The sequence below is a fragment of the Cellulosilyticum sp. ST5 genome, assembly GCF_046529625.1.
GTDB classification, from domain to species: domain Bacteria; phylum Bacillota; class Clostridia; order Lachnospirales; family Cellulosilyticaceae; genus Cellulosilyticum; species Cellulosilyticum lentocellum.
Genome location: NZ_CP132338.1, coordinates 2,384,023 through 2,409,372 on the forward strand (window position 1 = coordinate 2,384,023; position 25,350 = coordinate 2,409,372).

Below are 25,350 nucleotides of genomic sequence, written 5' to 3' on the forward strand. Positions count from 1 at the left end.
ATAGCTTATTCTTATAAAGTTATAATGAAAATGGCGAGACTTATACACTTTTTGAAGTATATAAGTCTCGCCATTCAAGATTAAACCAGAATAAAATTCATGATGTTGATTTAATCACACGTTCAGTGCCGACTACTCCCTTATGGAATACACTATAAATTTCCTTTATTATAGCATTAGTCAAATTCATTCGCAACAACTTTTTATTATTTGTCTATTTATATTCAAATATTCGTTATCTCAGCTTTCTTTTACATAAGAACAACAATAGTCGCTTACTTCTTTAATAATAAGATCAAAACTACTATTTTTCTCAACTTCAAAGCTAGTACCTTCTCCATAGGTAACAAAACAATCACTATTTGGTAATTTCACATCCATAGAGCCACCTAAAACCTCCATGATTTCTTTATCGCCTGTAGAAAAAGTGTAGTTACCTGGAAGCATTATACCTAATGTCTTTCTCTCTCCATTGGATAAAATAACGGTACGGCTTGTCACTCTCCCTTTGAAATAAACATTTGCTTTCTTAATAATAGTTGTATTTTCAAATTGGCTCATCTTGAATCTCCTTAGTTATTTAAAATAATAAGGCTATTCTAAATTATTATTATCATTTTTTCAATCTAATATTTTCCTTACTCAATTATAGGTAGTTTCTTTATCCTTGACTTTAAGCCTTTTTACAGCTACAAAAAAAGCTGCTACGCTTTATGCATAACAGCTCTTTTTGTACTTGATTCTATATTTGTTTAATTACAACAGCTTCTTTAGCACCTGCTTCTACATCACCTATTTTTACAATCTCAACTATTTCATTCTCTTTAAGATTCGGGAAAACAATTGGTGTAATAACAGATGGTACTTTTGCCTTAACGTTTTCAAGATCTACTGTTAAAATCAAGTCACCAGCCTTTACTTCTTGCCCTTGTTCGATATGAGACTCGAAGCCTTCACCGCCTAATTTTACAGTATCTAATCCAAAGTGAATAAGTACTTCATGACCTGTTTCTGTCTCAAAAGTAGCTGCATGTTTTGTTGGAAATACGTTTGTCACTTTACCACTCACTGGTGAGTAAACTTTTCCATCTGTTGGTTCAATGGCAAAACCATCGCCCATCATTTTTTCTGCAAATACTGGATCCGGTACTTCTGTAATAGGCATTAAACGCCCTGTTAATGGCATTTTAATTTCCACTGAAGCACTAGTTCCTTGTGTTTTTTCTTTTACTTCTGCTTTTGTTTCTACTTTTTCATCTTCTTTAGTAGCTATAGCCTCTTTTGCTGCTGCAAGTGCTTCAGCACTTACTTTACCTTCAATAATATCTAGAATATCATTTTTGATAACATCTGATTTTCCACCAAAGATAACTTGAACATTGTCTCCAACTTCCATGACACCTGCCGCACCTAAACTTCTAAGCGCTGCTTTATTTACCTTCTTAATGTCACTAAGACCTACACGAAGACGTGTGATACATGCATCTAAGTTTGTAATATTTTCCTTGCCACCTAAGTGTTCAAGTACTTGAATCGCAAGAGCAAGTCCTTTTTGATCTCCTGATGCTGTATTCCCATCTTCTTCATCTTCTTCGCGACCAGGTGTTTTAAGATTGAATTTCTTAATACAGAAGTTAAATACTACATAGTAAAGAACAAAGAATACAAGACCTACTAATACAATGTATATCCAGTTAGTTGGTACACCTGCTCCTGCTGGAAGAAGGCCAAATAGTGTAAAGTCAATAAGACCACCAGAGAAAGTCATACCCACAAATACATTAAAGATATCCATTAACATGAATGATAAACCTGCTAAAACAGCATGAGCTGCATATAATACTGGTGCTACGAATAAGAAAGTGAACTCAAGAGGTTCTGTAATCCCTGTAATCATTGCTGTTAATGCACCTGATAAAAGTAAACCACCCACTAATTTTTTCTTAGAAGGAAGGGCATTTTTGTACATTGCTAAAGCTGCACCACTAAGACCGAACATCATGAATGGGAATTTACCAGCCATGAAACGTGAAGTACCTTTTACAACTTCAGCCATAGTTGCTGCATCTGCACCCACTAAACCTGACATATTAGAAAGTTGTGCAAAGTATGCTGTGTTTGCACCATTAACTAACATTGTTGTACCGTCTGCAAGATGCACTGTACCTTCCACGAATCCTGTATACCAGAATGGTGTATAGAATACATGATGAAGACCTACTGGAATAAGGCTTCGTTCAATTGTTCCATATAGGAATGTTCCCATGGCACCTGAATTATTAACAAGATCTGCAACAACTGCAATACCATTTTGAACGACTGGCCATACAAATGATAAAAGTACACCAACGAATAACATGACTACTGAAGTTACAATTGGAACAAATCTAGAACCACCAAAGAAGCCTAGAACTTGTGGTAATTGAATCTTATGATATTTGTTATGTAGCGTCGATGCAATAATACCTGCAATCATACCACCAAATACAGAAAGATTAAGTGTAAATATACCAAGTGTTGTTGTTACATATGAGCTATACTCTGCTGGTATATTGTCTGGAGTTAACACACCTAATGGTGTTACCCCTAAAGATAACATAGTTGAAACAGCTGTATTCATAATTAAGAAACCAACAGCTCCTGCAAGACCAGCTGTTCCTTTATCTGACTTAGCTAATCCTACAGCAATACCAATCGCAAATAACAATGGTAAATTGTCAAATACTGCTCCACCTACTTTTTGCATAACTGTTAATATAGCTGTTACAGCTTCTATATTAACAAAGCTAATAAGACCTTGATAAATAGCTGGTGGATTTTCAAGAGATGCTACGTTAAGTAACGCACCACCTACACCAAGTAAGATTCCTGCTGCTGGTAAAAGTGCAATCGGTAACATGAATGCCTTACCTACACGTTGTAAAAGGCCGAAAACTTTACTTATACCTTTATTTTTCATGTTTGTCTCCTTACTTTTGCTAAGTAACCGTTTTCATGGTCACTTTGCACATGCTTATTTTTATTTTTACCTATTAATTTTATCATTAGCTTCGATTATGTCAACTATTTTTATCTATTTAAACATTATATAGTGCAATTTATACATTGTTTGTTTTATATTTTAGTATGTTATTTACATATAATATTATTTGATTTTTATTTTTTATTTAGCAATATTGCTTATTTTTTCACTTTACCTGCTTGTTTTTTCTAATGCAAACTTACTTTTTTATAAGTCTATTTTTTACTTAATAAAGATGTGAAATATTACATTTAAAAGACGAAATCCTTCATTATTTGTTTTTACTTTTCCTATATTGTATAATATTTTTACCTTGATTTAACTTAAGGTTAACTACATAAGACCTGTTATCTTATTAAGCTAAAGGAGACTATCATTATGAAAAAATTAGGGGTATTTTTTATAACTACCTTATTATCCGCAACTACAATTTTGGCTACTCCTATTAAAATTCAAGTTAATGGAAAAGAAATTCAAAGTAAAGTAGCACCTATTACACAAAATGGTACAACCTTAGTACCTCTTCGTATCATTAGTGAAGAATTAGGAGCCTTCGTGGAATGGTCCCCTGCTACTAATACCATTACCATTTATAGTGACCTGGCTAATTTACAATTAAGCATGGGATCCTTAGAAATGACTAAATTAGACTTCGCTTCTAATTCAGAAACACAAATCACCTTAGCCCTAGCACCTATTCAAATTAATAGCACTACTATGGTTCCCTTGCGTGCTATTTCTGAAGGATTAGGTTGCAATATCAATTATGCTAGTGGTGTCATTGATATCAACTCACCTACTACAACTGTGCAACCTGGAAGCCCTCAATTTACTGAAGAAACAAAGCTTATCATCCAAAACGATTTAACCAATAAATATGGTATCTGCCAAACTGTAGCTGGTGACATTCCTCTCACTTTCAGCCTCACAGTTAATGAAAATAAGCTTAAATACTATCCTTGTGATTTTGAAATAGCCGCCAAGCTTTCAGAACAAGATATAGCACACTTAAAAAACTTAACACTTACAGCTCCAGATACAGCCGTATATGTAAAAAAACAACTACAAAGTCATATGGGGCAGCTTGCTTTAGAATTAATAACTACTTATCCTGAAGCAAAATTTTGGGGATATTACGATCTATCTCACTACGAAACAACTGATACAAAACAAAAACTTATTACAAGTTTTGCTTGTACTTGGATGAATTATATGCCTGATAAAGATCTTACTTATGCAGGTAGTAAAAAAGGGTTATTTACATGGTTTACAAGTTATGATACGGAAATTTGGTAAAAAAAGAAGGATTCAGTTCACCTGAATCCTTCTTTTTTTGGGGTATTATGATTTAAGCACTATAAGAATTCTACTGCCTCTAATAGCCTTGTACCTGTATACTTTAATAACCGAATAAAATGAATACTCTTTTATCATATTATATTTCTATTTAGTTAAAATTATAAGCTGTCATAATGGGTTTTCTTTGCTCTACTTGATCCTTAAAATACTCATAAAAGCTTAGTCCTAGAAAGCCCCCTGTTACATTAACTACATTAGTATAACCTAGGTTTTGCAGTGCTAATACTGCATTGTAGCTTCTTTGGCCTGTACGGCAATGAATATAAACTGGCTTGTCTTTAGGAATTTCTTGAGTTCGTTGTCTTAGTTCACTCAGTGGTATATTTTTAGCTTTTTCAAGATGACCTCTTTCGTATTCACCTACTTCTCTCACATCGATAAAGATTTGATTTTGTTCTAGCAGTGGTCTTACTTGATCTACTGTTACCTGTTTAAAGTCACCTGCTAATAAATTACTAGCAATATATCCTGCATAATTCACAATATCTTTTGCTGTTCCAAAAGGTGGTGCATAACAAAGCTCTAAATCCTTTAAATCATAAACTGTGGCATTAAACTTCATAGCTGTGGCAATCACATCAATTCGCTTATCTACGTCCCCTTTTCCAATAGCCTGTGCACCTAATATTCTACCTGTTGGCACTTCAAAAAGAAGTTTAAAGTGAAGTGGATTGCTGTCTGGCATAATGCCTACTTTATCATTTAAAATAAAGTGAACTTTATCATAATGAAGCCCCAACTTTTGAGCTTTAATTATGTTTTCATTTAGACCTGTAGAAGCTCCATTATACTCAAAAACCTTAATAGCTGAACTCCCCATATAAGCGCTAGCTTTAATTTCTATGCCATTGATATTATCTGCTACTGCTCTTGCTGCTTTTTGGGCAGGGCCTGCTAAAGTTAAACGTGCTTTTTCACCTGTTAATAGATGATTGACATCAATAGCATCTCCTATGGCATAAATATCATCATCTATGGTTTCATAGCTCTCATTAACTGCAATAGCACCTGTTGGACTCATTTCTAAACCAGCTTCCTGGGCTAACTTACTTTCAGGCCTAACGCCTATTGCCATTACTACCATTTCTGTTGGTATCTTTTCTCCAGAAGCCAATATGACTGTTCTAGCTTCAAAGTGACTTACAGGACTACCTAGTAAAAGCTGAACACCATGGTCCGTAAGCACCTTGTGAAAAACTTGTACCATCTCTTCATCAAAGGGGCGTAAGATTTGTTTTTCTCCTTCTACTAAGGTAATATCATAACCTGCTTCTCTTAGATTTTCTGCTACTTCAATACCTATATAGCCACCACCAATAACTGTTATTGTTTTGACCTTATTTTGCTCTATATGTGATCTGAGTTTTATAATATCTGCTACATTTCTTACTGTAAAAGTAGGAATAGTATCTAATCCCTCAAGCTGCGGAACGATAGGTTTAGCACCTGGTGACAAAATCAATTTATCATAACTTTCTTCATAAGTTTCACCTGTTGAGTGCTGATAAACCTTAACTTTCTTATTAGTTCTATCGATAGCTACAACTTCTTCATTAACCCTCGCTATAATATTATATTGCTTTAAAAACTTTTCCGGATTCATTAAAACCAGCTTACCTGCTGGCTCGACAGTTCTGCTTAAATGATAAGGTAAAGCACAGTTTGAAAATGATACATGAGGTCCCTTTTCAAACATAATAATTTGATCCTTTTCACTATGTCTTCTGAGTCTAGCTGCTGCTGAAGCTCCTCCTGCTACACCACCTACAATGACTATTTTTTTACCCATAACATTCACTTCCTTTTCTTATTCTAATAGGTAATTTATTATAAAACTCTACCTAAATTCTATTTCTTCCTTTATAAGCAGCCATACCACCTTTTACATTCACTACGTTATAGCCTTTTTCTTGAAGTGCTTTAACCGTTCTCATACTTCTCATACCGGATTGACACATAATATAATACTTTTCATCTTTATTCAAATAGCGTTCAGGTGTACTTAATAAACTGCCCATTGGAATATGCTGAGCTGTTTTTACCTTACCTGATAACAGTTCGTAACCTTCTCGTATATCTATTAAATGGATATCATCTAACATATCATCCAAATCTTCTGCCCAAATAGTTTCTTTATTATTATTTCTATTAAAAACGGAAAACATATAATCTCCTCCTCATAATCAAATGATATTTTTAACCTTTTCGGTTATTCTATTCTTATTATAAGAATTTCTATTCTTTTTGTATGTAACTAACTCACATAGAAAAAAGCTCTAAGATGTTTTTTAAAGGAAGATACATTTCTCCTTCTTGAATATGTGCTGGCACAACTATTTCTAATGGTTCTTCATTATATAATGCTATTTTTTCACCCTGTTTAAAGCTTAGAATATTGTTCCCATCTGTTAAACTAATTTGTTTTTGTTCTGGCATATAGCTATAATTCAAATTCAGTGCTTGGCAGATTCCCTTAACAGGTACTACCCCTCTACCAAAAATAGTTTTTCCTTTTATTTGCGCTTCGTTTATAGTCACTTGCCACTCATGAGAGTTTAAAGTAATCATTTCTTTAGCTAACAAAAATGGTATCTCCTTATTAGCCTTCCAAATCTGGTCGTATTCCATTAAAGAAAGCCTTTTACCATTTGCATTTTTTCCTACCTCCAAGGTAAAAGAAGGCTTCTTTAAACTCTGAATAAACCAATCTGTAAATCCACGTCCTCCTCTTGATTGGCTAATAGGCACTAAGCTATACTGTGTTGCATGAGAAAGCATGCGTCCTATTACTAAAGAATGTTTATACAGCTCACCTGTCTGATAATACCACCAATAAATCACTTCCCCAGCACTATGATAAGCTATAGCTGCTTCGAACTCTTGCACTTTACATAGATCTCTCAGTGCTTGTGTTTCCAATTCAGAGAAAGCTTCTATCCCTGCATATCCACTAGGTCCCGGTGTAGGCTTAGTGGCTATGGTAGCATAGAGGGTTGGATAATTACGATTTAAATCTACACCTCTTCCATTCGCTTTCCATTCTGGTCTAGTACTTAAAGCAATTGTTGCACCATCAGGGTTCACCAAGGGAACAAACCAAATAGATACTGTATTCAACACCGTTCGTACATCTTGCCCATTGATTGTTTGCTTCGCTACGTACGCTTCTGCTAAATAGCTTATTTGATTTAAAATAAGCACTGTTGTTAGAGCCTCTCTTCCATGATGCGTCCCATTAATAAGAATACTCTTTTCTCCTTTTCCTAATTTAAGTGCTTTAATCTCAGTTTGCTTAGTTGTAGAATATCCAATAGTTATTACCTCCGTTATTTCTTCATAATCCTGTGCTATTTGCTCTAGTGCCTTATTCGTTTCTATACTAATTTGTTCCGAATAAATGGCTTTTAAATCTAATGGATTCCCCTTTAGTGATTGTATTAATAAAAGCATTATCATACAACTTTGCCATAACCTATACTTTTTTCTTCTCATTACTATCCCCCACATAGTCAATAACATTTAATGATTAAGGCACTTTTTAAGAGCTTCTATATCTAATAATTTAAAACTATTTTTATAGAAATCAATTAAATTGTCCTCCTTCATTCTAGCTAATTCTCTACACATAGAAGGACGTGACACATTAAGAAATTCAGCTAGTGCCTCTCTATTAGGTGTAATATTAAAAGCCAGCTTGCCACTCCTTTGTGCTTCTTTTAAAAGATAAGTGGCTAGTTTTTCTCTCATCCCTTTTAATAGTAGGAGTTCCATTTTTATATTAAGCATTTCGTTTTTGTCCCCTAGTACCCTTAACATATTATGAATGAGTTGTGTGTGAAAAGAACATCCGTTACTACAATTTTCAATCACATATTTATATGGAATTAATATAACAGTTGTTTTTTCTCTTGCTTTAGTAGATACAGGGGCAATTCTTTTAGAAGTACATACGATGGATTCACCAAACATATGTGAAGCTTCTAAGAAAGCTATAATATGACGCTCTCCTGCTATGTTTTCCTTGATAATCTCTATGCAGCCTTCTAGAACAATGCCTATATGACCTACTTCATCTCCTGCATGAAAGAGATATTCTTCTGCTTCATAGGTTACCATTTTAAATGCCAAACAAGATAATAGTTTTTCCAGCTCCTCTTCTTTGATTTGACGGAACAGGGCTGATTGTAATAAACACTCTGCATAGCGCTTAATCATTTTGACTCGTTCTCCTTTAATTCATTATAAATCTATCTTATTACTTTCTTCTTTTTCTTGCACTATCTATTTTAAATTACTCTCAAAAGAACTTTTTACTAGACTGTCCTTAAACTATAACATTTTTCTAATGCTTATAGGGCTTCTTCCTATTCGCTTTAATCACCCTTTTCTTATTATGCTAAAAATCAATAAAAGCTAGTCTTCAACCCTTTATAAGCCGAAGACTAGCTTTTTATATTAACGTAATTTTTCTATTAATGCTTCTACATCTAAACCATGTACTTGACAAGCTTCTTCTAAAGTTTCCATTTGAGAAGATGGGCATCCAAGGCAGTGCATACCAGCTTCCATTAATACCCTTGCATTTTCAGGATTAATCTTTAAGATGTCGCCAATCACCATGTCTTTTGTAATCATCCCTTGAGAAGTCTCAGCCATTTTTGCTTCTTCACCAAAGAACATCTCCATATCTTCTTCTACTGTAGAAATACCACCAATACCAAAGTTTTCTATTAATACTTTAGCTACATTTGGAGAAAGAAAAGCTGGAAGTGTTGGTCCTAAGTGAATTTCTTTTACTCCAAGATAAAGTAATGATAGTAATACAATAACTGCTTTTTGTTCATACCAAGCAATGTTATAGATGATTGGTAATTCATTGATATCTTCTAAACCAAATACCTCTTTTAATTTAAGTGCAATAAGAGCTAAAGAATAAGAATCGTTACATTGTCCTGCATCTAATACTCTTGGAATGCCTCCGATATCGCCTAAATCAAGTTTATTATATTTGTATTTTGCACAACCTGCTGTTAAGATAACTGTATCTTTTGGAAGTGCCTTTGCAAAATCTGTATAGTAATTTCTTTTAGAAGCTCTACCATCACACCCTGCCATTACTACGAACTTTTTAATAGCACCAGATTTTACAGCTTCTACTACTGTCTCTGCTAATGCAAATACTTGTTCATGAGCAAAACCACCAATGATTTCTCCTGTTTCAATTTCTGTTGGCGCTTTACATGTTTTTGCTAAAGCAATGATTTCTGAGAAATCTTTTTGGCTACCTGCTTCACCTTCTATATGCTTACAGCCTGCATAACCTGCTGCACCAGTTGTGAACATTCTATCTTTATAAGATGCTTTTGGAGGTACAATACAGTTAGTAGTCATTAAAATTGGTCCATTAAAGGCTTCAAATTCTTCTTTTTGTTTCCACCAAGCATTTCCATAGTTCCCTACTAAGTGGCTATACTTCTTAAGCTGTGGATAATAGTGTGCTGGTAACATTTCAGAGTGAGTATAGACATCTACCCCAGTACCTTCTGTTTGAATTAATAATTGTTCGATATCTGCAAGGTCATGACCCGATACTAAAATACCAGGATTCTTACCTACACCAATATTAACTTTTGTGATTTCTGGGTTACCGTAAGTTGATGTATTAGCTTTATCAAGTAATGCCATTCCATCAACACCTACTTTACCTGTTTCTAATGTTAAAGCTACAAGATCATCTGCTGTTAATGAATCATCTAGTAATTTCATTAATGTTTCTTGCATAAACGCATCGATTGCTTCATTATCATACCCTAAGGCATTAGCATGTTTAGAATAAGCAGATAAGCCTTTTAAGCCATAAGTAATTAACTCTCTTAATGAACGAATATCTTCATTTTCCGTGGCTAAAACACCTACTTCATCTGATTCAGCTTTTGCTTTTAAAATTTGATTAACTTCACTAGCTTCTTTATTTCCAGATACTAAATTCTTAAGAGAAGCTAAAATGCCTGTTTTGTTTTCCAAGGCAATATCCCAAGTGGCTGCTTCAGATAAATGATCTTTGTTAGTTAACTGCTGCATTAATTCATTTTTCTTTGCTAAAGTTTCTTTTACTCTTGCATAAAATACTTCATCATCAAAGTTTGCATTTGTAATCGTTGTAAATAAGTTAAGTGTGATATAGTGATTTAACTCTTTACTTACTTTTTTTCCTTCTTGACGTAATCTTGTTGTCACTTCAGATATCCCTTTTGTTACATAGATTAGTAAGTCTTGCATATTAGCTAGTTCTGCACTTTTACCACATACCCCTACCTTTGTACATGCTTTGTTTCCTGCTGTCTCTTGACATTGCATACAATACATTTGATTATTCATATTTCTCTCTCCTTTATTTTAACGGATTTTAGCCATTTCTTCGCTGCTGATAACTGTATTATATCTAAAAGCAACATCAAATTACGTAGCTATGGCTACAAATTAAAAATAAAGAAATAAATAATCACCCTCATCGTAACCTCTGCATCTTCTGGACTAAATACACTTACAATAGCTAGTATTGCAAACCACTCATACCATCTCTCTATTACTTTTAACACGTGTCTTGTACCACTAAGCATGTTACTTTTCCTCTCTGTTCAATATCTCTCTCCATTCCACCATTTTCCCAATATAAGTATGATATAAAAATTGAGTTCTCTAAACTATGATTCATATCGAAAAAATCATGTTTCATGCATCGGTCGGTTTTTGCGACGAATTTATGATAACTTGAAGATGTGAAGCAATATCTTTATGTGAAGCAAAAATTCGTAAAGGAGGAACATGATTATGAAAAAACGATTTAGAGCAAGCTTATCACCGATATATCCTTTATTCCCTAGGGCAATGGGATGCTCAGTAACCATAGGATGAAATATCTTTGAATCGTTTGCTGAAGTGGGCTCTACAAAACCACATACATAATAGAATTACCTAGATTAAATTTATGGAAAAGATACTAAGGAGGATTAAGAAATGAGAAAACGTATTTTTAGTGTATTTCTCACGCTATGTATGGTGTGTACCTTGCTGCCAGCCCAGCTTACCTTTGCGGCATGGACTGGATCATGGAATGGAAGTTGGTATGGAACATGGGATGGACAAGCTGCGGAACTTAGTGACAATATTGGCTTTAATTATGGGGTAGGTGGACACTTATTAGTCACCATGCCTACCACTACATCTAGCTGCTATACTTTTGGAACAACCTCGTCAGACGGACTGACCATTACAGAAACTGCCGCAAATACTGACACATTACCTAATTCAGGTTGGAACTGGGCGGTTAAAAAAGATGCTGATCAGGGAGGACTTCCTACCTATACCTTAATCCTTAGCGGTGCCAACATTACATCAAAAAGTGGGGATGCTGTAATGATAGGAAAATCCAGCGGTAATACTAAGGTTATGAATTTAAACCTTGTTATAAAGGGAAATAACGAGGTGACAGCTCCCACAACTGCTATTGCCATCTATAACAACAAACGTGTTACTGTTAGTGGGAATGGAAGTCTAACGGTGAATGGAGGAAGTTTAGGCTTTTTTGCAGACTTGACAGATGCCCTTGAGATAGGGGATCAGGTTAAGCTCAATGCCACAGGAGGTACAGGTGCTGGACTTCAGGCTTTGAAAGGTACATTAACTATTTCGACCCGTGGTGAGGGGCAAGCAGTAACAAGGTCCGATACAAAAGATGCAAGAGCAATTAAGGCAAAGACTATTGTAATTGACCCTAATGTAGAACTTTATGAAGGAGATATCGGCTCTTATGATAATTGGGGTGAGTCAATAAAAGCAGCAGATTCACCAGCTAAATGGAAAAGAAAGTATAACTTAGCAACAGACTCTGACAGCTATATCCTTCCCGCTGCACAGGTGGGTTATGGTGCACAATCACCAGTTACAGTGACAATAAGTAATGGCGATGATAAAGTAGCAACAGGGGAGCTCTTAGTTCAGTTTGAGAATGGCGGTGCAAGCAACTTTGAATTAAATAAAACAACTATAAGTGATATTGCAGAAAGTGGAAATACGACAGTGGAAGTAACACCTAAAACAGGACTAGCTGTAGGCACTTATACGGATACACTTCAAATAAAAGCTGATGGACGCATAGTCAAAGAGATTCCATTAAACTTCAGTGTGACGCAACAGCTTACCTATACGATTACGGCAACAGCAGGTGTAGGTGGAAGTATTTCACCTGCTGGGAATACTGAAGTTAATAAAGGAGAAAATCAAATCTATAGCATTACGCCAAACAGTGGTTATGCTACTGAGGATGTAAAGGTGGATGGTGTAAGCAAAGGAGCTCTTTCAAGCCATACCTTTAGTGATGTACAAACAAATCATACCATTGAAGCAACCTTTAAGGCTGTTAGCAGTGGGGGTTCTTCTTCAGGTGGAGGCGGAGGTAGTGCCTATACCCCTAGCTATACGGTCACCACTGATACTTCTAAAACAGAGCATGGTCAACTGGTGTTAGAAAAAGGAAAAGCGACTGCAGGTGAAATAGTAAAACTTACCCCTAAGGCAGAAGCAGGCTATGAAATAGATACACTAGTAGTAAAGGATGAAAAAGGCAACATCATTGAAGTTACTAAAAATGCAGATGGCACCTATTCCTTTAAGATGCCTAGCGGTAATGTAACCGTAGAAACCACCTTTAAGGAAAGTCAAAAGAAACCTGTTGTACCTCCTATGAATGAACAACCTGTAACATGGGTAAATACCTTTAACGATGTTGCAGAAACAAATTGGTATTATGATGCGGTGAAGTTTGTAAATGACAAGAATCTTTTTGAAGGAAACAGTGAAAATAGCTTCGCACCTAAACAATTATTGACAAGAGCTATGGTTTGGACCGTAATAGGCCGTTTAGAAGGTGCAGAGTTATCCGGAATTAATGTATTTGAGGATGCACGTACTTGGGCAATAAAAAGTGAAATCTCAGACGCTAGCAACCCAAGTGGTAATGTGCCAAGAGAGCAATTTGTGACCATGCTTTGGAGGTACTACGGCTCACCAAAAGCAAATGCTACGTTAGTAGGCTTTAATGATGCCAATGAAATTGACGATTATGCGAAAGAAGCCATGGCATGGGCAGTGGAAAAAGGTATTATAATAGGTAAAGGTAATGGGCTGCTTGCTCCTAATGACAATGTTACAAGAGCAGAAGCTGCTACTATTCTCATGGCTTATTATAAAAAGTATGAAAATAAAAAGCATTCATCTTAAACAACTTAAATTCTAATTTACTTAGATTATTAAAAACTTCTCATGTGTTAACAGAAACAGTGACTTAAAATCACTTTTAGGTCAAACAAAACTTTTACCTTATGTCCCCTAGGGGCATAAGGTAAAAGTTTTGTAAGCATTACAACAAATAAATAATTGCATCTGATTAGAGACTATACTCATCTTCAGAGTATAAAGTGTATTTACGAAAAGACGTATCATAAAAATATCTCCAACCACAAACTATGGATGGAGATGTAAAAGTTTTTATGGTTTCACCAGACTATTTGACAGGAGGCGGTTCAAACTTCAAACTGACCCGAAAGTCCTCGCATAAAATAACAAAACCCCTCTAAAAACATGCTAATAAGCACGCTAGAGGGGCTTTCCTATGTAAGAATTTGAAAAACATTGAGATTACGTACAGAGAAGGGGACTCGAACCCCCACGCCCTTGCGGGCACTAGAACCTGAATCTAGCGCGTCTGCCATTCCGCCACCTCTGCTTAAAAATAGATGATTTGTCCATCTCTTATTGTAATCACTTTATCTTTATTTTTCAATATAAATTTATACTAGCTAAATAGCTATCTGGTATGGTGCCTAGGCGCCAATAAGAAATGCCCCTGATGCCTAGTAGCTTTGCTAAATCTTCTTTAGCTTCGATACTTCTTGTATTTTCATACCAAATGATATTTCTAACGCCATCTGCTTCATAAATAGCATAAGGATTTTGAGCTATTTCATCATAATAGCTGACTGTTCCTGGTGTATTTAAACGTGTTTCAATCTGAGTATATGTAGGTGTATAGGCAAATGTGTGAATAACCTCTTGATTTTTCATTTGCCACTGCGTACTGGCAAAACTAATTTGAAGTACTAGCTTACTTTTATCTGCAACTGCTGTAGTTGCTTCCCTTAAGGTAGCATAAACTTCATCAATAGGTGTCATAGGTGTCATTACTATTCCTTGCTTTTGTTCATTAACATTTAAGCTTTTAGCTCCATAATCATGTGCCATTAAAATGACACGATCTGCTACTTCTCCAATGCCTTTATAATCATAGCCTTTAAAATAAGTAGTGGGCTGAACAGCCACCATTAAACTTTTTCCTTCTGCTGCTAATGCTATTTTTAGCTCTTTTAAGAAAGTCACATAAGGTGCTTTTAAATCTGCACTTCGTAGCTGTTCAAAGTCAATAGTTAAACCATCAAAACCTCTTTCTACACCATCTTTTTCAATCTTCTTTGTTAAGTTAACTAATGACCTAATCATTTCAGCTCTTTGGGTAGAATCATTAAGTAATTCTCTTATTTGTCCACCTTGGTCTTCGTAATAAACCATTAAGTAGGTCGCTACACCATTAGCTTTTGCTTCGTCTAAAGGTACTTCAAATCCTGAAGGGACTTTAAAATCACCTATTCCATCCGTTACTACAGAAATTTGCTTGTTGGCATCTACAATAACTTCTGACCATCCAAAACTAATCGCATCATAATTTTTAATAAGTGCCATTTGACTGCTAGAACTAATGGCATAAAAAGCATGTTCAAACTGCATATCTGCTTTAATAAGTGCTTCTAAACGGCTTAATATACTTTCAGCTGCTGAGACGCTTAATCCTATTTTAGGCCCGAAGGTCTCACTTCCTGTTCCATTCATTAGACCTAGTGTCTTAACTAAATTAATTTCTCCTTGATGAGTTGTAACATCCTTAAATAACTTTTGCTCTTCATAGTCTTTAGCAACACCCGATAGGCCTAAAGCTTTTACAAGATATACAGCTGCTTCTTCTCTTGTTAGATTTCCTTTTATCTGAGCTGTTTCTTTATAATTAACCTCTAACGTTTGTAAGTGGTTTATAAAAGACTCCTTCTGCATCACAGGATTTTGGATAACAGTACCACCATAGCTTGTTGTTACCAAAAATGTGCCTAATAAAAAACTCACTAGCCATTTCTTATATTTTCTCATTAGTTATCCCCTTTCTCTTCTCCTACCTTTACTATTTTCTTTTTTATTGTATCACGCTTTGACTTATCTAAATATTAAAATTTTATAACTTTAAAAGTTAATGTAAAACTTATCCATTTTTCATCAAATATTAATTTTAATTTTCTGGAAACATGTTATAATAATTTTAACTATTATATAGAAGGAGAAATGTTTTATGTCTAAAGGAAGTTATAGTCCTCATCAATCAAGTATTGCCAACATGGATGCTAACATAATGGCCATTCTTACTTATGCTCTCCCTGTAATTGCTGCTTACTTACCAATCGTTTGGAGAATAGCTTGGCTCATTCCTATCCTTATTTTCTTTATGGAAAAGAAAAGTAACCTTGTTAAATTCCACGCTATGCAATCTGTTGTCCTTTATGTGGTTAGGGTGATTGTCATCAGCATCTTACATGTTATTCCACTCTTGGGTGGTTTAGCTAGTTTTATCGTAGGCATTATCTTTACTTTAATTGCCATCGTTGCCGTTATTGGGGCTTTCAATTATGAAGAGTTCCGTATTCCTTTTATCGGGGATTTTGTGGCACGATTAATTAAATAACCCATTTATCGTATCAATCAAAAACATCAGTTTAATCGTAATCTAAAAAAGGATTGCCCAAAATGGCAATCCTTTTTTAGATTATTTTTCTGTAACCTTGAAGGCTTGTATGGTATGATTAAGCTTTTCCATACGTTCTATTAAGGCTTCTGAGAAAACAGTTAACTGATTCATACTTTCTTGCTGATGTATACTTAGGCTATTCACTTCTTGTGTAGTGGCTGCTGCTTCCTGAGTAACATCCCTAATACGTCCTACCTGCTGCATCACATTTACTTTTGTGCCTTCCATACTATCTACTTGGGTACCAACTTGTAAAAGTTCATTACTCATATGTTGTAAAATATCAATAATACTATAGAATACCTCATAGGTTTCTTTAACCACCTTTTCCTGCGTATTAAAGGTAACTCTGGATTCCTCTACTAAGCTTAAAGTCTCTGACATATGATTTTCCATAGTTGTTAGTGTCTGTCTTACTTCACCTACAGATTGCTTAGACTGATCTGCTAATCTTCTTACTTCCTTCGCCACTACAGAAAAACCTTTTCCAGCTTCTCCGGCTCTAGCTGCTTCAATAGAAGCATTTAAAGCAAGTAAATTAGTTTCCTCACTAATATTTTCTACCATCTGCATAATATGATTAATATTTTTATTAAGTATATTAAGTGCATTCATACTAAGCCCAATTTCTTCTGCCACATTTAATGAATCTGACATCGTAGTATTTAGAGCTTTCATAGTGTCAGAGGCTTTTTCTATCATGGTAGTTGCCCCTGCTGTACTAGCTATAATGTCTGATGTTTTCTGCTTAACCGTATAGATATGCTGAGCTAATTCATTCATAGAACCATTGGTTTTTTGAGTATCTTGAGCTTGTTTCATAGTCCCTTCTGCTAAATCTGAAATGCCTATTGTAAGCTGCTCAATGTTATTAACTGTCTCAAAGATTGTATTTTGTAAAGAATGACTACTTCCTAGGGTATCTGTTACAACATGCTGCGTTTGCTTTAAAAGTTCGCCAGTCTGACGCATCATTTCATTAAAACTATGACACAGTTGTCCTACTTCATCCTTCTTATAACCACTCATTTGTACAGTAAAATCACCTTTCTCGGCTTTCTGCATTAAATTAACAAGCTTAAGGATTGGCTTTGAAAAACTTCTAGCAAAAATATTACCTATGATAAAAGTTAATATAATAATGCCTATTATAAGTAATGCTAATAAAATATTAGCTGACTCTAACTCTGAAGTAAGCGAATTCATAGGAACTTCTACAATGAATTGCCAACCATTATTAATCGGTGCACAAGTTACTAAACGACCATTAATCGGCTCACTCATGGCCTCTGTTATACCCGATGCTATCTGAGCAATATCTTCAGGAATGATGATCTGTTCTTCCTTACTACAAAATAAGATTTTTTGACTTTGATCAGCTAAATAAATAGTCGCACCATCTATCATTTTCATCTCTTGTATAGCAGCTTTAATATTGGCAAGATTAACAACTACAGCTAATGTATAGGTATTAGCACCTTTTTTAGGAATCTTATAGTTATTTGTAAGTAACACCTTATCTTCTGGTAAATTCATATGAGTTATCCATGAAAATGTATTCACCTTATCTTCTTCAATAAAACTGCTGAACTCTTCTGTTGAAAAGTAATCGCTTCTTTTGGTAACGTTTCCATTTTGGGACAAAAATAAAATCTCATCTAAATCACTATTTAGGGCATTTATTCTAAGCAATTGTGCTTGAATCTCATTTTTTGCTTTTACTTGTGTCCCTAGGTCTGTGCTAAAATAATTTTCCACTAACCCACTGTCACTTAACTGAGTTACTGCTATCCCATCTACTGCTTGCTCTATGCTTGACACAAAGTTCTCTACATTTAAAACTGATTGTTTAACGAGTTCTGTACTAAGCTGTATACTATTATGTCTTAAAGCTGATTTCGCCACATTGCTGTATATACCCCCAAGTATAAATACTGCCATTAAAGATATACACAAGCAAAATACTATGAGCCTCGTTTTAATAGATAAGTTTCTTCTTATTGTACTAGTTGGCTTAAATGATTGTTTCTTTCTAGTTTGAAAGGTTAACTGCCTTTTTTTTGAATTAGTTCCTAACCTCTGACCTCTTCTCATTAAATACCCCCTCTTAAAACCACTTCACCTCATTATAGCATATCTTTAATCTTTTTTAAATAATCCAAATATTATTAGCAGTAATCTCTACTCTAAATACAAAAATAAGAGCCTATTATGTTAATTCTAGGCTCTTATCTTGTGTACTTATTTTTCTATCGCCGCTGCAATTTCATTGACCATAGTCATTGTCGATGTAAAGCCACCACCAGCTGTATACCATACAGTTGGATCAAGATAAATGATACGGTCATTTTCACTTGCTGCTGTTTTTTTAATAAGTTCATTATCAAATAGTGCTGGGGCTGACCCTTCTCCTGCTACAACAGCACTACGGTCTACTACAAATAAGTAGTCTGGATTTTGCTCTAAAATATATTCGAAGGAAGCATTTTGACCATGAGTAGATACTTCAATTGTTTCATCTACTGGTTTAATACCAAATTCATTATGAATGATACCAAATCTAGAACCTTTTCCATAAACACTAAAAGCATCACCATTAGCTAAAGCTATTAAAGCATTAACATCTTTTTCTGCCGCTTTGGCTGATACTTCTGCCACTGCATCTTTAATTTCTTTAACCTTTGCTGTTACTTCTTCTTCCTTACCGAAGATTTCACCTAAATAATTCATATTTGTTTCAAAAGAAGTCAGGTAATCTGCATTGTCTACTGCCAAATTAACAGTTGGTGCAATTTTACTAAGCTCTTCATAGTAATCTGCTTGTCTGCCACCAATAATAATAAGCTCTGGTTCTATTTCATAAATCTTTTCCATATCTAATTCTTTAAGTGAACCTACATTTGTATAAAGACTTTCATCTTCTAGGTGTGCTAAGTAGCTTGGTAAACTTCCACTTAGAGGTAGACCTGCTGGTGTAATCTCTAGAGCATCTAATGCATCTAAAATCCCTAATTCAAGTACCACAATATTTTTTGGATTCTTTGGTACTTCTGTTTCACCTAAAGCATGAACCACCTTAACTGTTGTTGCTTCTTGGCCTTCTTCTGGCGTTGCTGATGCTTCTGTGTTCACTGGTACTTCTGTATTGACTGCTCCAGTACCTTCATTTGTAGTAGTTTGGCCACACCCTGTTATAGTAATAGCTGCTGCTGTCATTAGTGTTAATAATAATTTCTTGCTCATTATTGATTCTCCTTTTATTTGATTTGTAATTATTTAGCTAGCTAATTTTATATGTCATCGCTGATAGAAATGAAAGGGATACCCGTCCTCACTATGTACCTATGAAAATGGGAGGGGTACTTATCCTCAGTGTATTGCTACTAAGATGAGAAGCAGAACGCCAGAGGGCAGGCATCCCTTTCATCTCTTTCAACAAATGTAGTTTAAATAATTTTCATTCTCATTTATATCTCATAAATGTTCCTCTACTTTTTAGTAGAGGGCATCGTTTTTTATTTATTAAAAATACACACAGATATTCTGATTATTAATGCTTTGTACATGAAATGGCATGTCATAAATTCCTTCTAAAACACCTGCCCTAATAATATCTTCTGTGTAACCTTCTTTTTCTACTATCCCATTTTTAAGTGCCACAATATAATCTGAGTAGCAAGAAGCAAAGTTAATATCATGAATAACAATGATAACAGTTTTCCCCAACTCATCAACTAGCTTTCTTAAGATCTTCATGATCTCTGCAGAATGTTTCATATCTAAATTGTTAAGTGGTTCATCTAGTAATATATATTCACTATTTTGTGCTATAACCATGGCAATGTATGCTCTCTGTCTTTGACCACCACTTAGCTCATCTAAATAACGGTGCTGAAGATCAGTGAGCTGCATATATCCTAGTGCTTCATCAATTTGTCTTTCATCTTCTTCGTTTAGATTTCCTCCCGAATGTGGAAATCTACCAAAGCTCACAAGCTCACGAATAGTAAGACGCATATTAATATGGTTAGTTTGTTTTAAGATAGCTAGCTTTTTTGCTAGTTCTTTTTGATCCCATTCTAAAACATCTTTACCATCTATCATAACTAAGCCGCTATCTCTCTTCATCAGTCTACTCATAATAGAAAGAACTGTACTTTTTCCAGCTCCATTTGGACCAATGAAAGAGGTAATCTTACCTTGTGGAATATTAATAGATACATCATCTACTACCTTTTTCCCACTATAGGCTTTTGAAATATTCTTTACATGAATCATCTCGCACGTCCTTTCATTAATAAATAGATAAAATAAACACCGCCAACAAAGTTAATAATAATTCCTACGCTTACACCAAAGTTTAAAACACGCTCCGCTATCAGTTGTCCACCTACAAGAGCGACAATACTTAAGAGCCAAATAGCTATTGTTAAGTGTTTATGCTGGTAGGACTTAATAAAATACCTAGCAATATTAACAACCAATAAACCTAGGAAAGTAATGGGACCTACTAATGCTGTTGCTGCTGCTGTCAAGAGTACCACTACAACGAGCATTCGCCTTACTGTTTTTTCATAATCTACACCTAAGTTAATTGCTTGATCTCTACCAAGTGCCATAACGTCTAATACTTTTAGAAACTTAAAACTGTAAAGGAAAGCACCTCCTATTAAAAGTGTTGCTGCTCCTAATACTGCTGTATTAATTTGATTAAAACTAGCCTGTGATTTATCTTGAATAGTTAAAAAGTCTGTTGGATCTGTTAAAACTTGCATGAAGGTCGTAAAGCTTTCAAACAAAGTCCCTACTACAACACCTACTAAGAGCAAGTAAAAAATATTACCACTTTTATTTTTAAATACAATTTTATAGAATAAAACAGAAACAATTAACATTAAAACAAGTGTCAATCCAAAATGAAGTTTTGCATTAGTAATCCATTTGCTAGTTGCTCCTAACGCAAAAACAATAACGGTATTAACTAACATATATAAAGAATCTAATCCTAATATACTAGGTGTTAAAATATGATTGTTTGTTACTGTTTGAAAAATAAGAGAAGAAAAACCAATGGCACCACCTACTAACACAATGGCATAAAGCTTAGGAATTCTTCTACCTAGTGCATAAGAAAAACTTTTTGGAGAAAGTCCTATCAATAAAAAGGCAGCCATCAAAATGATACTTAAAATCACTAGAAGCAGTATTCTTCTTCGGTCTGCTTTGATCATCTTACCCTGCATATTCTGCCCTCCTTAAAATCATCACCAAGAAGATCACACCACCAATAACCCCTACCATCATGCCAATGGAAACTTCAAATGGATAAATAATAAGTCGTCCTAATATATCACATATTAGCAAAAAGATAGGTCCTATAAGTGCGGTATGATAAAGTGCATTTTTTAAGTGATCTCCCATATATAAGGTAACTAAGTTGGGAATAATAAGTCCTAGAAAAGGGATATTCCCAACCGTAATCAAAGTGACTGCCGTAATCATCGCTACAATACCAAGTCCAATATTCATAACCGCCTTATAATTAAGACCTAAATTAGCAGCAAAATCTTCACCCATACCTACAATAGTAAATTGATTGGCATAAAGAAAACCTATTATTACCACCGGAATGCTTAAATATAGCATCTCATAGTTACCTGACATAATCACAGATAAATTACCTTCCATAAAAGAAGTGATATTTTGTACTAAATCATATTTATATGAAAAATAAGCTGTAATAGAGCCTATTACTTTACCTAGCATCATTCCAACTAAAGGTACAAAAATGATGTTTTTAAGTTGAATACGTCTCATCATCGTCATAAAAACTAACGTACCACCTAATGCAAATATAAAAGCAACTATCATCCTGGTCATTTGGCTCGTACTACCTAGCCACATCATACTAACAAGCACTCCTAATTTAGCAAAGTCCGTAGTAGCTGCTGTAGTAGGTGATACAAATTTATTTCTACTAATCTGTTGCATAATAAGCCCACTTACACTTAATCCCACTCCAGCTACAATAATAGCAATGAGTCTAGGCAATCGACTTATAAGCAAGAGCTGTACTTTATCTGGTTTTAATGCTAATAAATCATTTATATGAAGACTACTTACCCCTACAAATAATGAACCTATTGAAAGTCCAATAAGTAGCACAGTCAAATAGCGTTTCTTAATATACTTCTCCACTTTCTGTCTCCTTTGACACTATATAAACCCTGTGTTATACTAAATAAATATCTGCTTTTGATAAACATTATCATTTATTAATTAATCTTATCAACTATATGATTAGTTGTCTTACACGATATTTAGGTTTATTTAAAAATATTAATATGAATTGTAAACGTACTTGAAAGGAGACTCATGTGCTATATACCGAACTTGAAAATGTAATGGAAAATTTTTATTTATGTAGTCATTTAGCTTTATGTGCCATCAATAAGAATAATCATGTATTTCTGAGTATGGGGCATACTATTCCTCATCCTTTAGAACAAAGTCTTTCAAAAGAAACTCTGGCCACTTTACAAGAACGCTTATCTCAAGATTCTCTGATTCATCATGTTCTAGAAGATGGCAGAACCTTTACCATCTGTGCTATTAACCCCAAGTATTTAGAACTTGGATGCTTTGTAATTGGCCCTTATACAACGGATATTCATTTAAAAAATGTCCTTCCCTTTAAACCTGCTCATTGTATGGTGCATCTTATTGATTTACTCTATGCCATTGGTAGTTCGTTTACCCAAACCCACGAAGAAGTGGAAGAAGAATATAACTATCATGTTTCTAAAGCTAAAGACTATATTGAAATACATTATGCTGAACCTATTACGCTAGATGCCTTAGCATCTTATCTAGGTCTTCACAAAAGTTATTTTTGTACTATTTTTAAAAAAGCTACCAAGCAATCTTTTTGTAGCTACACTAATATGGTACGAGTAGAAAAAAGTAAAGACCTTTTAAAAGAAGGAACAGATTCAATCTTAGAAATTGCTTTATCTGTGGGTTTTAGTAGTGCGAGCTATTTCAATACTACTTTTAAGAAACTAGTGGGCATGACACCCATTGAATACCGTAATCAAAATATATAAACAAGTAACTCCTGTTGATTAATCACTCCCTTTAAAATATAAAAATTAGACTACTAAAGTAGCATCTCAATTCATATATAAAATCGCAGAGGATACTTTGATTTAAAGCATCCTCTGCGATTCTGTGCACATCCTTAACAATACCAATTAATTTTAGCTGGATTTTTCTCATTTTCTACAGCAATAGCACGCAATGCTGCTTCCATTTTAGTACATTCCTCAGATGCAATTTGCTCATAAACCTCTGCCTTCTCATCAATACCAACACGATCATATGCAATAGCCGCACAACCATAAAATGCAAGACTCAATGACTGAGTCGTTGTATGTATTGTAGTTGCTGCCTGTGCAACAGCCCTAGCAGCTGCTTGTGCCGCTTGATTTTCTTCTGCTTCTCTTGCTGCTGCACGAGCCTCTAAGATTAGTTTCTTAACCATGGGTAATTTAACTTTACCATCAAGCCAGTCATTTGAGGCATTTATCGCATCTCGTAAACGATTATCGTTTGGGTAAGCTTTTTCATAAATAGAAAGTATATGTTCTTCAGCATAATCGATACACCACTTGGCAATAGTGGTCTTACTTTGTGTTTCAATGAGATGCATAAGAGAAATAATATAGGGTGAATCCACACTTCCAAGCATTTTTCGTGGTTTAGGCATTTCATGACTCCTTCTCTTTTTTATCTTATTTTTGTATATGAATATGCTTAGTCTAGCATACTCATATATAATGCTACAATCACTAAAAACAATAACAATATCAAACCATCTTCTCTTTAAAATGGTTAAAGCGTGGCTCTGCCTTTTATTGATATATTTTCATATAATGGCATTAGTCAAGGCGTTATAACGCTATAATTAATTTTTTTAATAGGAAGGTGACAAAATGAAAGTCGGCATTATAATGGGCGGAATCTCTTCAGAGAAGGAAGTCTCCCTTAAAAGTGGTGAAGAAGTATTAAAACATATTAATAAAACTAAATATGAGGCTATTCCTATTGTACTTCATTCAAAAAAGGAGGCTATAGATAAGCTCAGTGGCATCGATTTTGCCTTTTTAGCACTACATGGTCGCTTTGGAGAAGATGGCACTATTCAAGCGCTTTTAGAAACCTTAGATATTCCTTATAGTGGCTGCCGCGTCTTAACGAGTGCACTATGTATGAATAAACATTTAACTAAAAAACTTCTTGCTTCAGAAAATATCACTACACCTAAAGGTATACTCATTAAAGCCAGTGAACCACTAAATTCAAGTATAGCGAGCACCTTAAACTACCCGCTTATTGTTAAACCTAATACTGGCGGTTCTAGCATTGGAACCTGTAAAGTAGAAAATAAAACTGATTTATTGTCAGCTATTGATGAAGCCTTCAAATATGATGAAGAACTATTGATTGAAGAATATATAGCCGGTGAAGAAATTACTTCTTTTGTCTTAGATGGTGAAGTCTTTCCTACGGTTTGTATTAAACCTCGGTTTGGTCAGTTTTTTGATTATAATTCTAAATATACTATTAATGGTGCTCTTGAAGAAATTGCGCTCCTACCTTCAATCCTTCAAGATAAGGTGACACAGATTTCAGAAAAAATATGGGCTTTATTTAGCTGTAAAAGCTATTGCCGAATTGATTTCATTATTAAAAACGAAACTATCTATGTGTTAGAAATTAACACACTTCCCGGTCTCACAGAAACAAGCTTAATTCCTCAAAGTGCTAAGGCTAAAGGAATAGATTTTACCACGCTTATTGACGCTATCATTAGAACTTCTATGATTTAGTAATAGGATTAAAATTCTTTATTAGAAATTCTACTTCTTACCTTCATATATTAAGGTTAAAAATAAGATGTTAAATAAGAGTCTACAACAAAGAAGTAGCTTATCTAGCGAATGAAATGAAGTGCCTACGTCAAGTACATGTAGCAATAATGAAAATCTGTATGTCGTCAATCTCA

General features: G+C 34.6%; 20 protein-coding genes and 1 tRNA gene. 5 read left to right on the top strand and 16 right to left on the bottom strand.

Annotation, left to right across the window (positions count from 1 at the left end):
- Positions 1-240: 240 nt before the first annotated feature.
- Positions 241-561 carry a pyrimidine/purine nucleoside phosphorylase gene (locus QTL86_RS11705; protein WP_127065967.1) on the bottom strand — a complete coding sequence of 107 codons (321 nt, stop codon included), beginning with the start codon at positions 559-561 and terminating at the stop codon, positions 241-243.
- Between the two features lie 181 nt (positions 562-742).
- Entirely contained in the window at positions 743-2,959 is a 2,217-nt protein-coding gene (locus tag QTL86_RS11710) for a glucose PTS transporter subunit IIA (RefSeq protein WP_410497264.1), read from the bottom strand.
- A 441-nt stretch (positions 2,960-3,400) separates the two neighbouring features.
- On the opposite strand from QTL86_RS11710, the gene QTL86_RS11715 reads away from it, so the two are divergent.
- The gene (locus QTL86_RS11715) at positions 3,401-4,318 is read left to right on the top strand and encodes a copper amine oxidase N-terminal domain-containing protein (protein WP_127065965.1); all 918 of its coding nucleotides are present in this window, start codon (positions 3,401-3,403) and stop codon (positions 4,316-4,318) included.
- Between the two features lie 151 nt (positions 4,319-4,469).
- Here the strand turns inward: QTL86_RS11715 and QTL86_RS11720 are convergent, their stop codons facing one another.
- The 6 genes from QTL86_RS11720 to QTL86_RS11745 form a co-directional block, all read right to left on the bottom strand.
- Positions 4,470-6,170: an FAD-dependent oxidoreductase gene (locus QTL86_RS11720; protein ID WP_410497265.1), complete on the bottom strand. Its 1,701-nt coding sequence runs from the start codon at positions 6,168-6,170 to the stop codon at positions 4,470-4,472.
- 52 nt (positions 6,171-6,222) lie between these two features.
- Positions 6,223-6,546 carry a rhodanese-like domain-containing protein gene (locus tag QTL86_RS11725; RefSeq protein WP_127065963.1) on the bottom strand — a complete coding sequence of 108 codons (324 nt, stop codon included), beginning with the start codon at positions 6,544-6,546 and terminating at the stop codon, positions 6,223-6,225.
- A 94-nt stretch (positions 6,547-6,640) separates the two neighbouring features.
- The gene (locus QTL86_RS11730; protein WP_410497266.1) at positions 6,641-7,873 is read right to left on the bottom strand and encodes a M14 family zinc carboxypeptidase; all 1,233 of its coding nucleotides are present in this window, start codon (positions 7,871-7,873) and stop codon (positions 6,641-6,643) included.
- A gap of 27 nt (positions 7,874-7,900) precedes the next feature.
- Positions 7,901-8,596, bottom strand: coding sequence for a Crp/Fnr family transcriptional regulator (locus QTL86_RS11735; protein ID WP_127065961.1), 696 nt, complete (start codon positions 8,594-8,596; stop codon positions 7,901-7,903).
- Between the two features lie 240 nt (positions 8,597-8,836).
- Complete coding sequence (gene hcp, locus QTL86_RS11740; RefSeq protein ID WP_410497267.1) at positions 8,837-10,759, bottom strand: hydroxylamine reductase; 1,923 nt, start codon at positions 10,757-10,759, stop codon at positions 8,837-8,839.
- A gap of 95 nt (positions 10,760-10,854) precedes the next feature.
- Positions 10,855-10,980: a hypothetical protein gene (locus QTL86_RS11745; RefSeq protein ID WP_410497268.1), complete on the bottom strand. Its 126-nt coding sequence runs from the start codon at positions 10,978-10,980 to the stop codon at positions 10,855-10,857.
- Positions 10,981-11,398: 418 nt separating this feature from the next.
- Here QTL86_RS11745 and QTL86_RS11750 point away from each other — a divergent pair, with 418 nt between their 5' ends.
- On the top strand, positions 11,399-13,660 hold the full coding sequence (locus QTL86_RS11750; RefSeq protein WP_410497269.1) for an S-layer homology domain-containing protein: 2,262 nt from the start codon (positions 11,399-11,401) through the stop codon (positions 13,658-13,660).
- Between the two features lie 422 nt (positions 13,661-14,082).
- On the opposite strand, the gene QTL86_RS11755 is transcribed toward QTL86_RS11750, so the two are convergent.
- A tRNA-Leu gene (locus tag QTL86_RS11755) sits at positions 14,083-14,165 on the bottom strand.
- Positions 14,166-14,218: 53 nt separating this feature from the next.
- Positions 14,219-15,634 carry a glycosyl hydrolase family 18 protein gene (locus tag QTL86_RS11760; RefSeq protein WP_410497270.1) on the bottom strand — a complete coding sequence of 472 codons (1,416 nt, stop codon included), beginning with the start codon at positions 15,632-15,634 and terminating at the stop codon, positions 14,219-14,221.
- A 196-nt stretch (positions 15,635-15,830) separates the two neighbouring features.
- Here QTL86_RS11760 and QTL86_RS11765 point away from each other — a divergent pair, with 196 nt between their 5' ends.
- Positions 15,831-16,220 carry a DUF4870 domain-containing protein gene (locus QTL86_RS11765; protein WP_013656197.1) on the top strand — a complete coding sequence of 130 codons (390 nt, stop codon included), beginning with the start codon at positions 15,831-15,833 and terminating at the stop codon, positions 16,218-16,220.
- A gap of 81 nt (positions 16,221-16,301) precedes the next feature.
- Here QTL86_RS11765 and QTL86_RS11770 read toward each other — a convergent pair whose 3' ends face one another.
- The 5 genes from QTL86_RS11770 to QTL86_RS11790 form a co-directional block, all read right to left on the bottom strand.
- Positions 16,302-18,377 carry a methyl-accepting chemotaxis protein gene (locus tag QTL86_RS11770; protein WP_127065957.1) on the bottom strand — a complete coding sequence of 692 codons (2,076 nt, stop codon included), beginning with the start codon at positions 18,375-18,377 and terminating at the stop codon, positions 16,302-16,304.
- A 147-nt stretch (positions 18,378-18,524) separates the two neighbouring features.
- The gene (locus QTL86_RS11775) at positions 18,525-19,526 is read right to left on the bottom strand and encodes a siderophore ABC transporter substrate-binding protein (protein ID WP_127065956.1); all 1,002 of its coding nucleotides are present in this window, start codon (positions 19,524-19,526) and stop codon (positions 18,525-18,527) included.
- 279 nt (positions 19,527-19,805) lie between these two features.
- Positions 19,806-20,561, bottom strand: a complete 756-nt coding sequence (locus QTL86_RS11780; protein ID WP_013656194.1) for an ABC transporter ATP-binding protein — start codon at positions 20,559-20,561, stop codon at positions 19,806-19,808.
- Complete coding sequence (locus tag QTL86_RS11785) at positions 20,558-21,526, bottom strand: iron chelate uptake ABC transporter family permease subunit (protein WP_013656193.1); 969 nt, start codon at positions 21,524-21,526, stop codon at positions 20,558-20,560. The genes QTL86_RS11780 and QTL86_RS11785 overlap by 4 nt, the downstream gene beginning before the upstream one ends.
- The gene (locus QTL86_RS11790) at positions 21,516-22,481 is read right to left on the bottom strand and encodes an ABC transporter permease (protein ID WP_013656192.1); all 966 of its coding nucleotides are present in this window, start codon (positions 22,479-22,481) and stop codon (positions 21,516-21,518) included. Before QTL86_RS11790 ends, QTL86_RS11785 begins: the two co-directional genes overlap by 11 nt.
- Positions 22,482-22,660: 179 nt before the next feature.
- On the opposite strand from QTL86_RS11790, the gene QTL86_RS11795 reads away from it, so the two are divergent.
- Complete coding sequence (locus QTL86_RS11795) at positions 22,661-23,389, top strand: helix-turn-helix transcriptional regulator (RefSeq protein WP_013656191.1); 729 nt, start codon at positions 22,661-22,663, stop codon at positions 23,387-23,389.
- A 134-nt stretch (positions 23,390-23,523) separates the two neighbouring features.
- Here QTL86_RS11795 and QTL86_RS11800 read toward each other — a convergent pair whose 3' ends face one another.
- Positions 23,524-24,051: a putative immunity protein gene (locus QTL86_RS11800; protein ID WP_127065955.1), complete on the bottom strand. Its 528-nt coding sequence runs from the start codon at positions 24,049-24,051 to the stop codon at positions 23,524-23,526.
- A gap of 226 nt (positions 24,052-24,277) precedes the next feature.
- Here QTL86_RS11800 and QTL86_RS11805 point away from each other — a divergent pair, with 226 nt between their 5' ends.
- Complete coding sequence (locus tag QTL86_RS11805; protein ID WP_127065954.1) at positions 24,278-25,174, top strand: D-alanine--D-alanine ligase; 897 nt, start codon at positions 24,278-24,280, stop codon at positions 25,172-25,174.
- The last annotated feature ends 176 nt before the right edge of the window (positions 25,175-25,350 follow it).

What these genes read in the sequence shown, in the direction of transcription:
- QTL86_RS11780 (WP_013656194.1), bottom strand. Translation starts at nt 20,561, where the DNA reads ATGATTCATGTAAAGAATATTTCAAAAGCCTATAGTGGGAAAAAGGTA.
- QTL86_RS11715 (WP_127065965.1), top strand. Translation starts at nt 3,401, where the DNA reads ATGAAAAAATTAGGGGTATTTTTTATAACTACCTTATTATCCGCAACT.
- QTL86_RS11770 (WP_127065957.1), bottom strand. Translation starts at nt 18,377, where the DNA reads ATGAGAAGAGGTCAGAGGTTAGGAACTAATTCAAAAAAAAGGCAGTTA.
- QTL86_RS11705 (WP_127065967.1), bottom strand. Translation starts at nt 561, where the DNA reads ATGAGCCAATTTGAAAATACAACTATTATTAAGAAAGCAAATGTTTAT.
- QTL86_RS11725 (WP_127065963.1), bottom strand. Translation starts at nt 6,546, where the DNA reads ATGTTTTCCGTTTTTAATAGAAATAATAATAAAGAAACTATTTGGGCA.
- QTL86_RS11750 (WP_410497269.1), top strand. Translation starts at nt 11,399, where the DNA reads ATGAGAAAACGTATTTTTAGTGTATTTCTCACGCTATGTATGGTGTGT.
- QTL86_RS11710 (WP_410497264.1), bottom strand. Translation starts at nt 2,959, where the DNA reads ATGAAAAATAAAGGTATAAGTAAAGTTTTCGGCCTTTTACAACGTGTA.
- QTL86_RS11775 (WP_127065956.1), bottom strand. Translation starts at nt 19,526, where the DNA reads ATGAGCAAGAAATTATTATTAACACTAATGACAGCAGCAGCTATTACT.
- hcp (WP_410497267.1), bottom strand. Translation starts at nt 10,759, where the DNA reads ATGAATAATCAAATGTATTGTATGCAATGTCAAGAGACAGCAGGAAAC.
- QTL86_RS11805 (WP_127065954.1), top strand. Translation starts at nt 24,278, where the DNA reads ATGAAAGTCGGCATTATAATGGGCGGAATCTCTTCAGAGAAGGAAGTC.
- QTL86_RS11800 (WP_127065955.1), bottom strand. Translation starts at nt 24,051, where the DNA reads ATGCCTAAACCACGAAAAATGCTTGGAAGTGTGGATTCACCCTATATT.
- QTL86_RS11735 (WP_127065961.1), bottom strand. Translation starts at nt 8,596, where the DNA reads ATGATTAAGCGCTATGCAGAGTGTTTATTACAATCAGCCCTGTTCCGT.
- QTL86_RS11765 (WP_013656197.1), top strand. Translation starts at nt 15,831, where the DNA reads ATGTCTAAAGGAAGTTATAGTCCTCATCAATCAAGTATTGCCAACATG.
- QTL86_RS11730 (WP_410497266.1), bottom strand. Translation starts at nt 7,873, where the DNA reads ATGAGAAGAAAAAAGTATAGGTTATGGCAAAGTTGTATGATAATGCTT.
- QTL86_RS11720 (WP_410497265.1), bottom strand. Translation starts at nt 6,170, where the DNA reads ATGGGTAAAAAAATAGTCATTGTAGGTGGTGTAGCAGGAGGAGCTTCA.
- QTL86_RS11785 (WP_013656193.1), bottom strand. Translation starts at nt 21,526, where the DNA reads ATGCAGGGTAAGATGATCAAAGCAGACCGAAGAAGAATACTGCTTCTA.
- QTL86_RS11760 (WP_410497270.1), bottom strand. Translation starts at nt 15,634, where the DNA reads ATGAGAAAATATAAGAAATGGCTAGTGAGTTTTTTATTAGGCACATTT.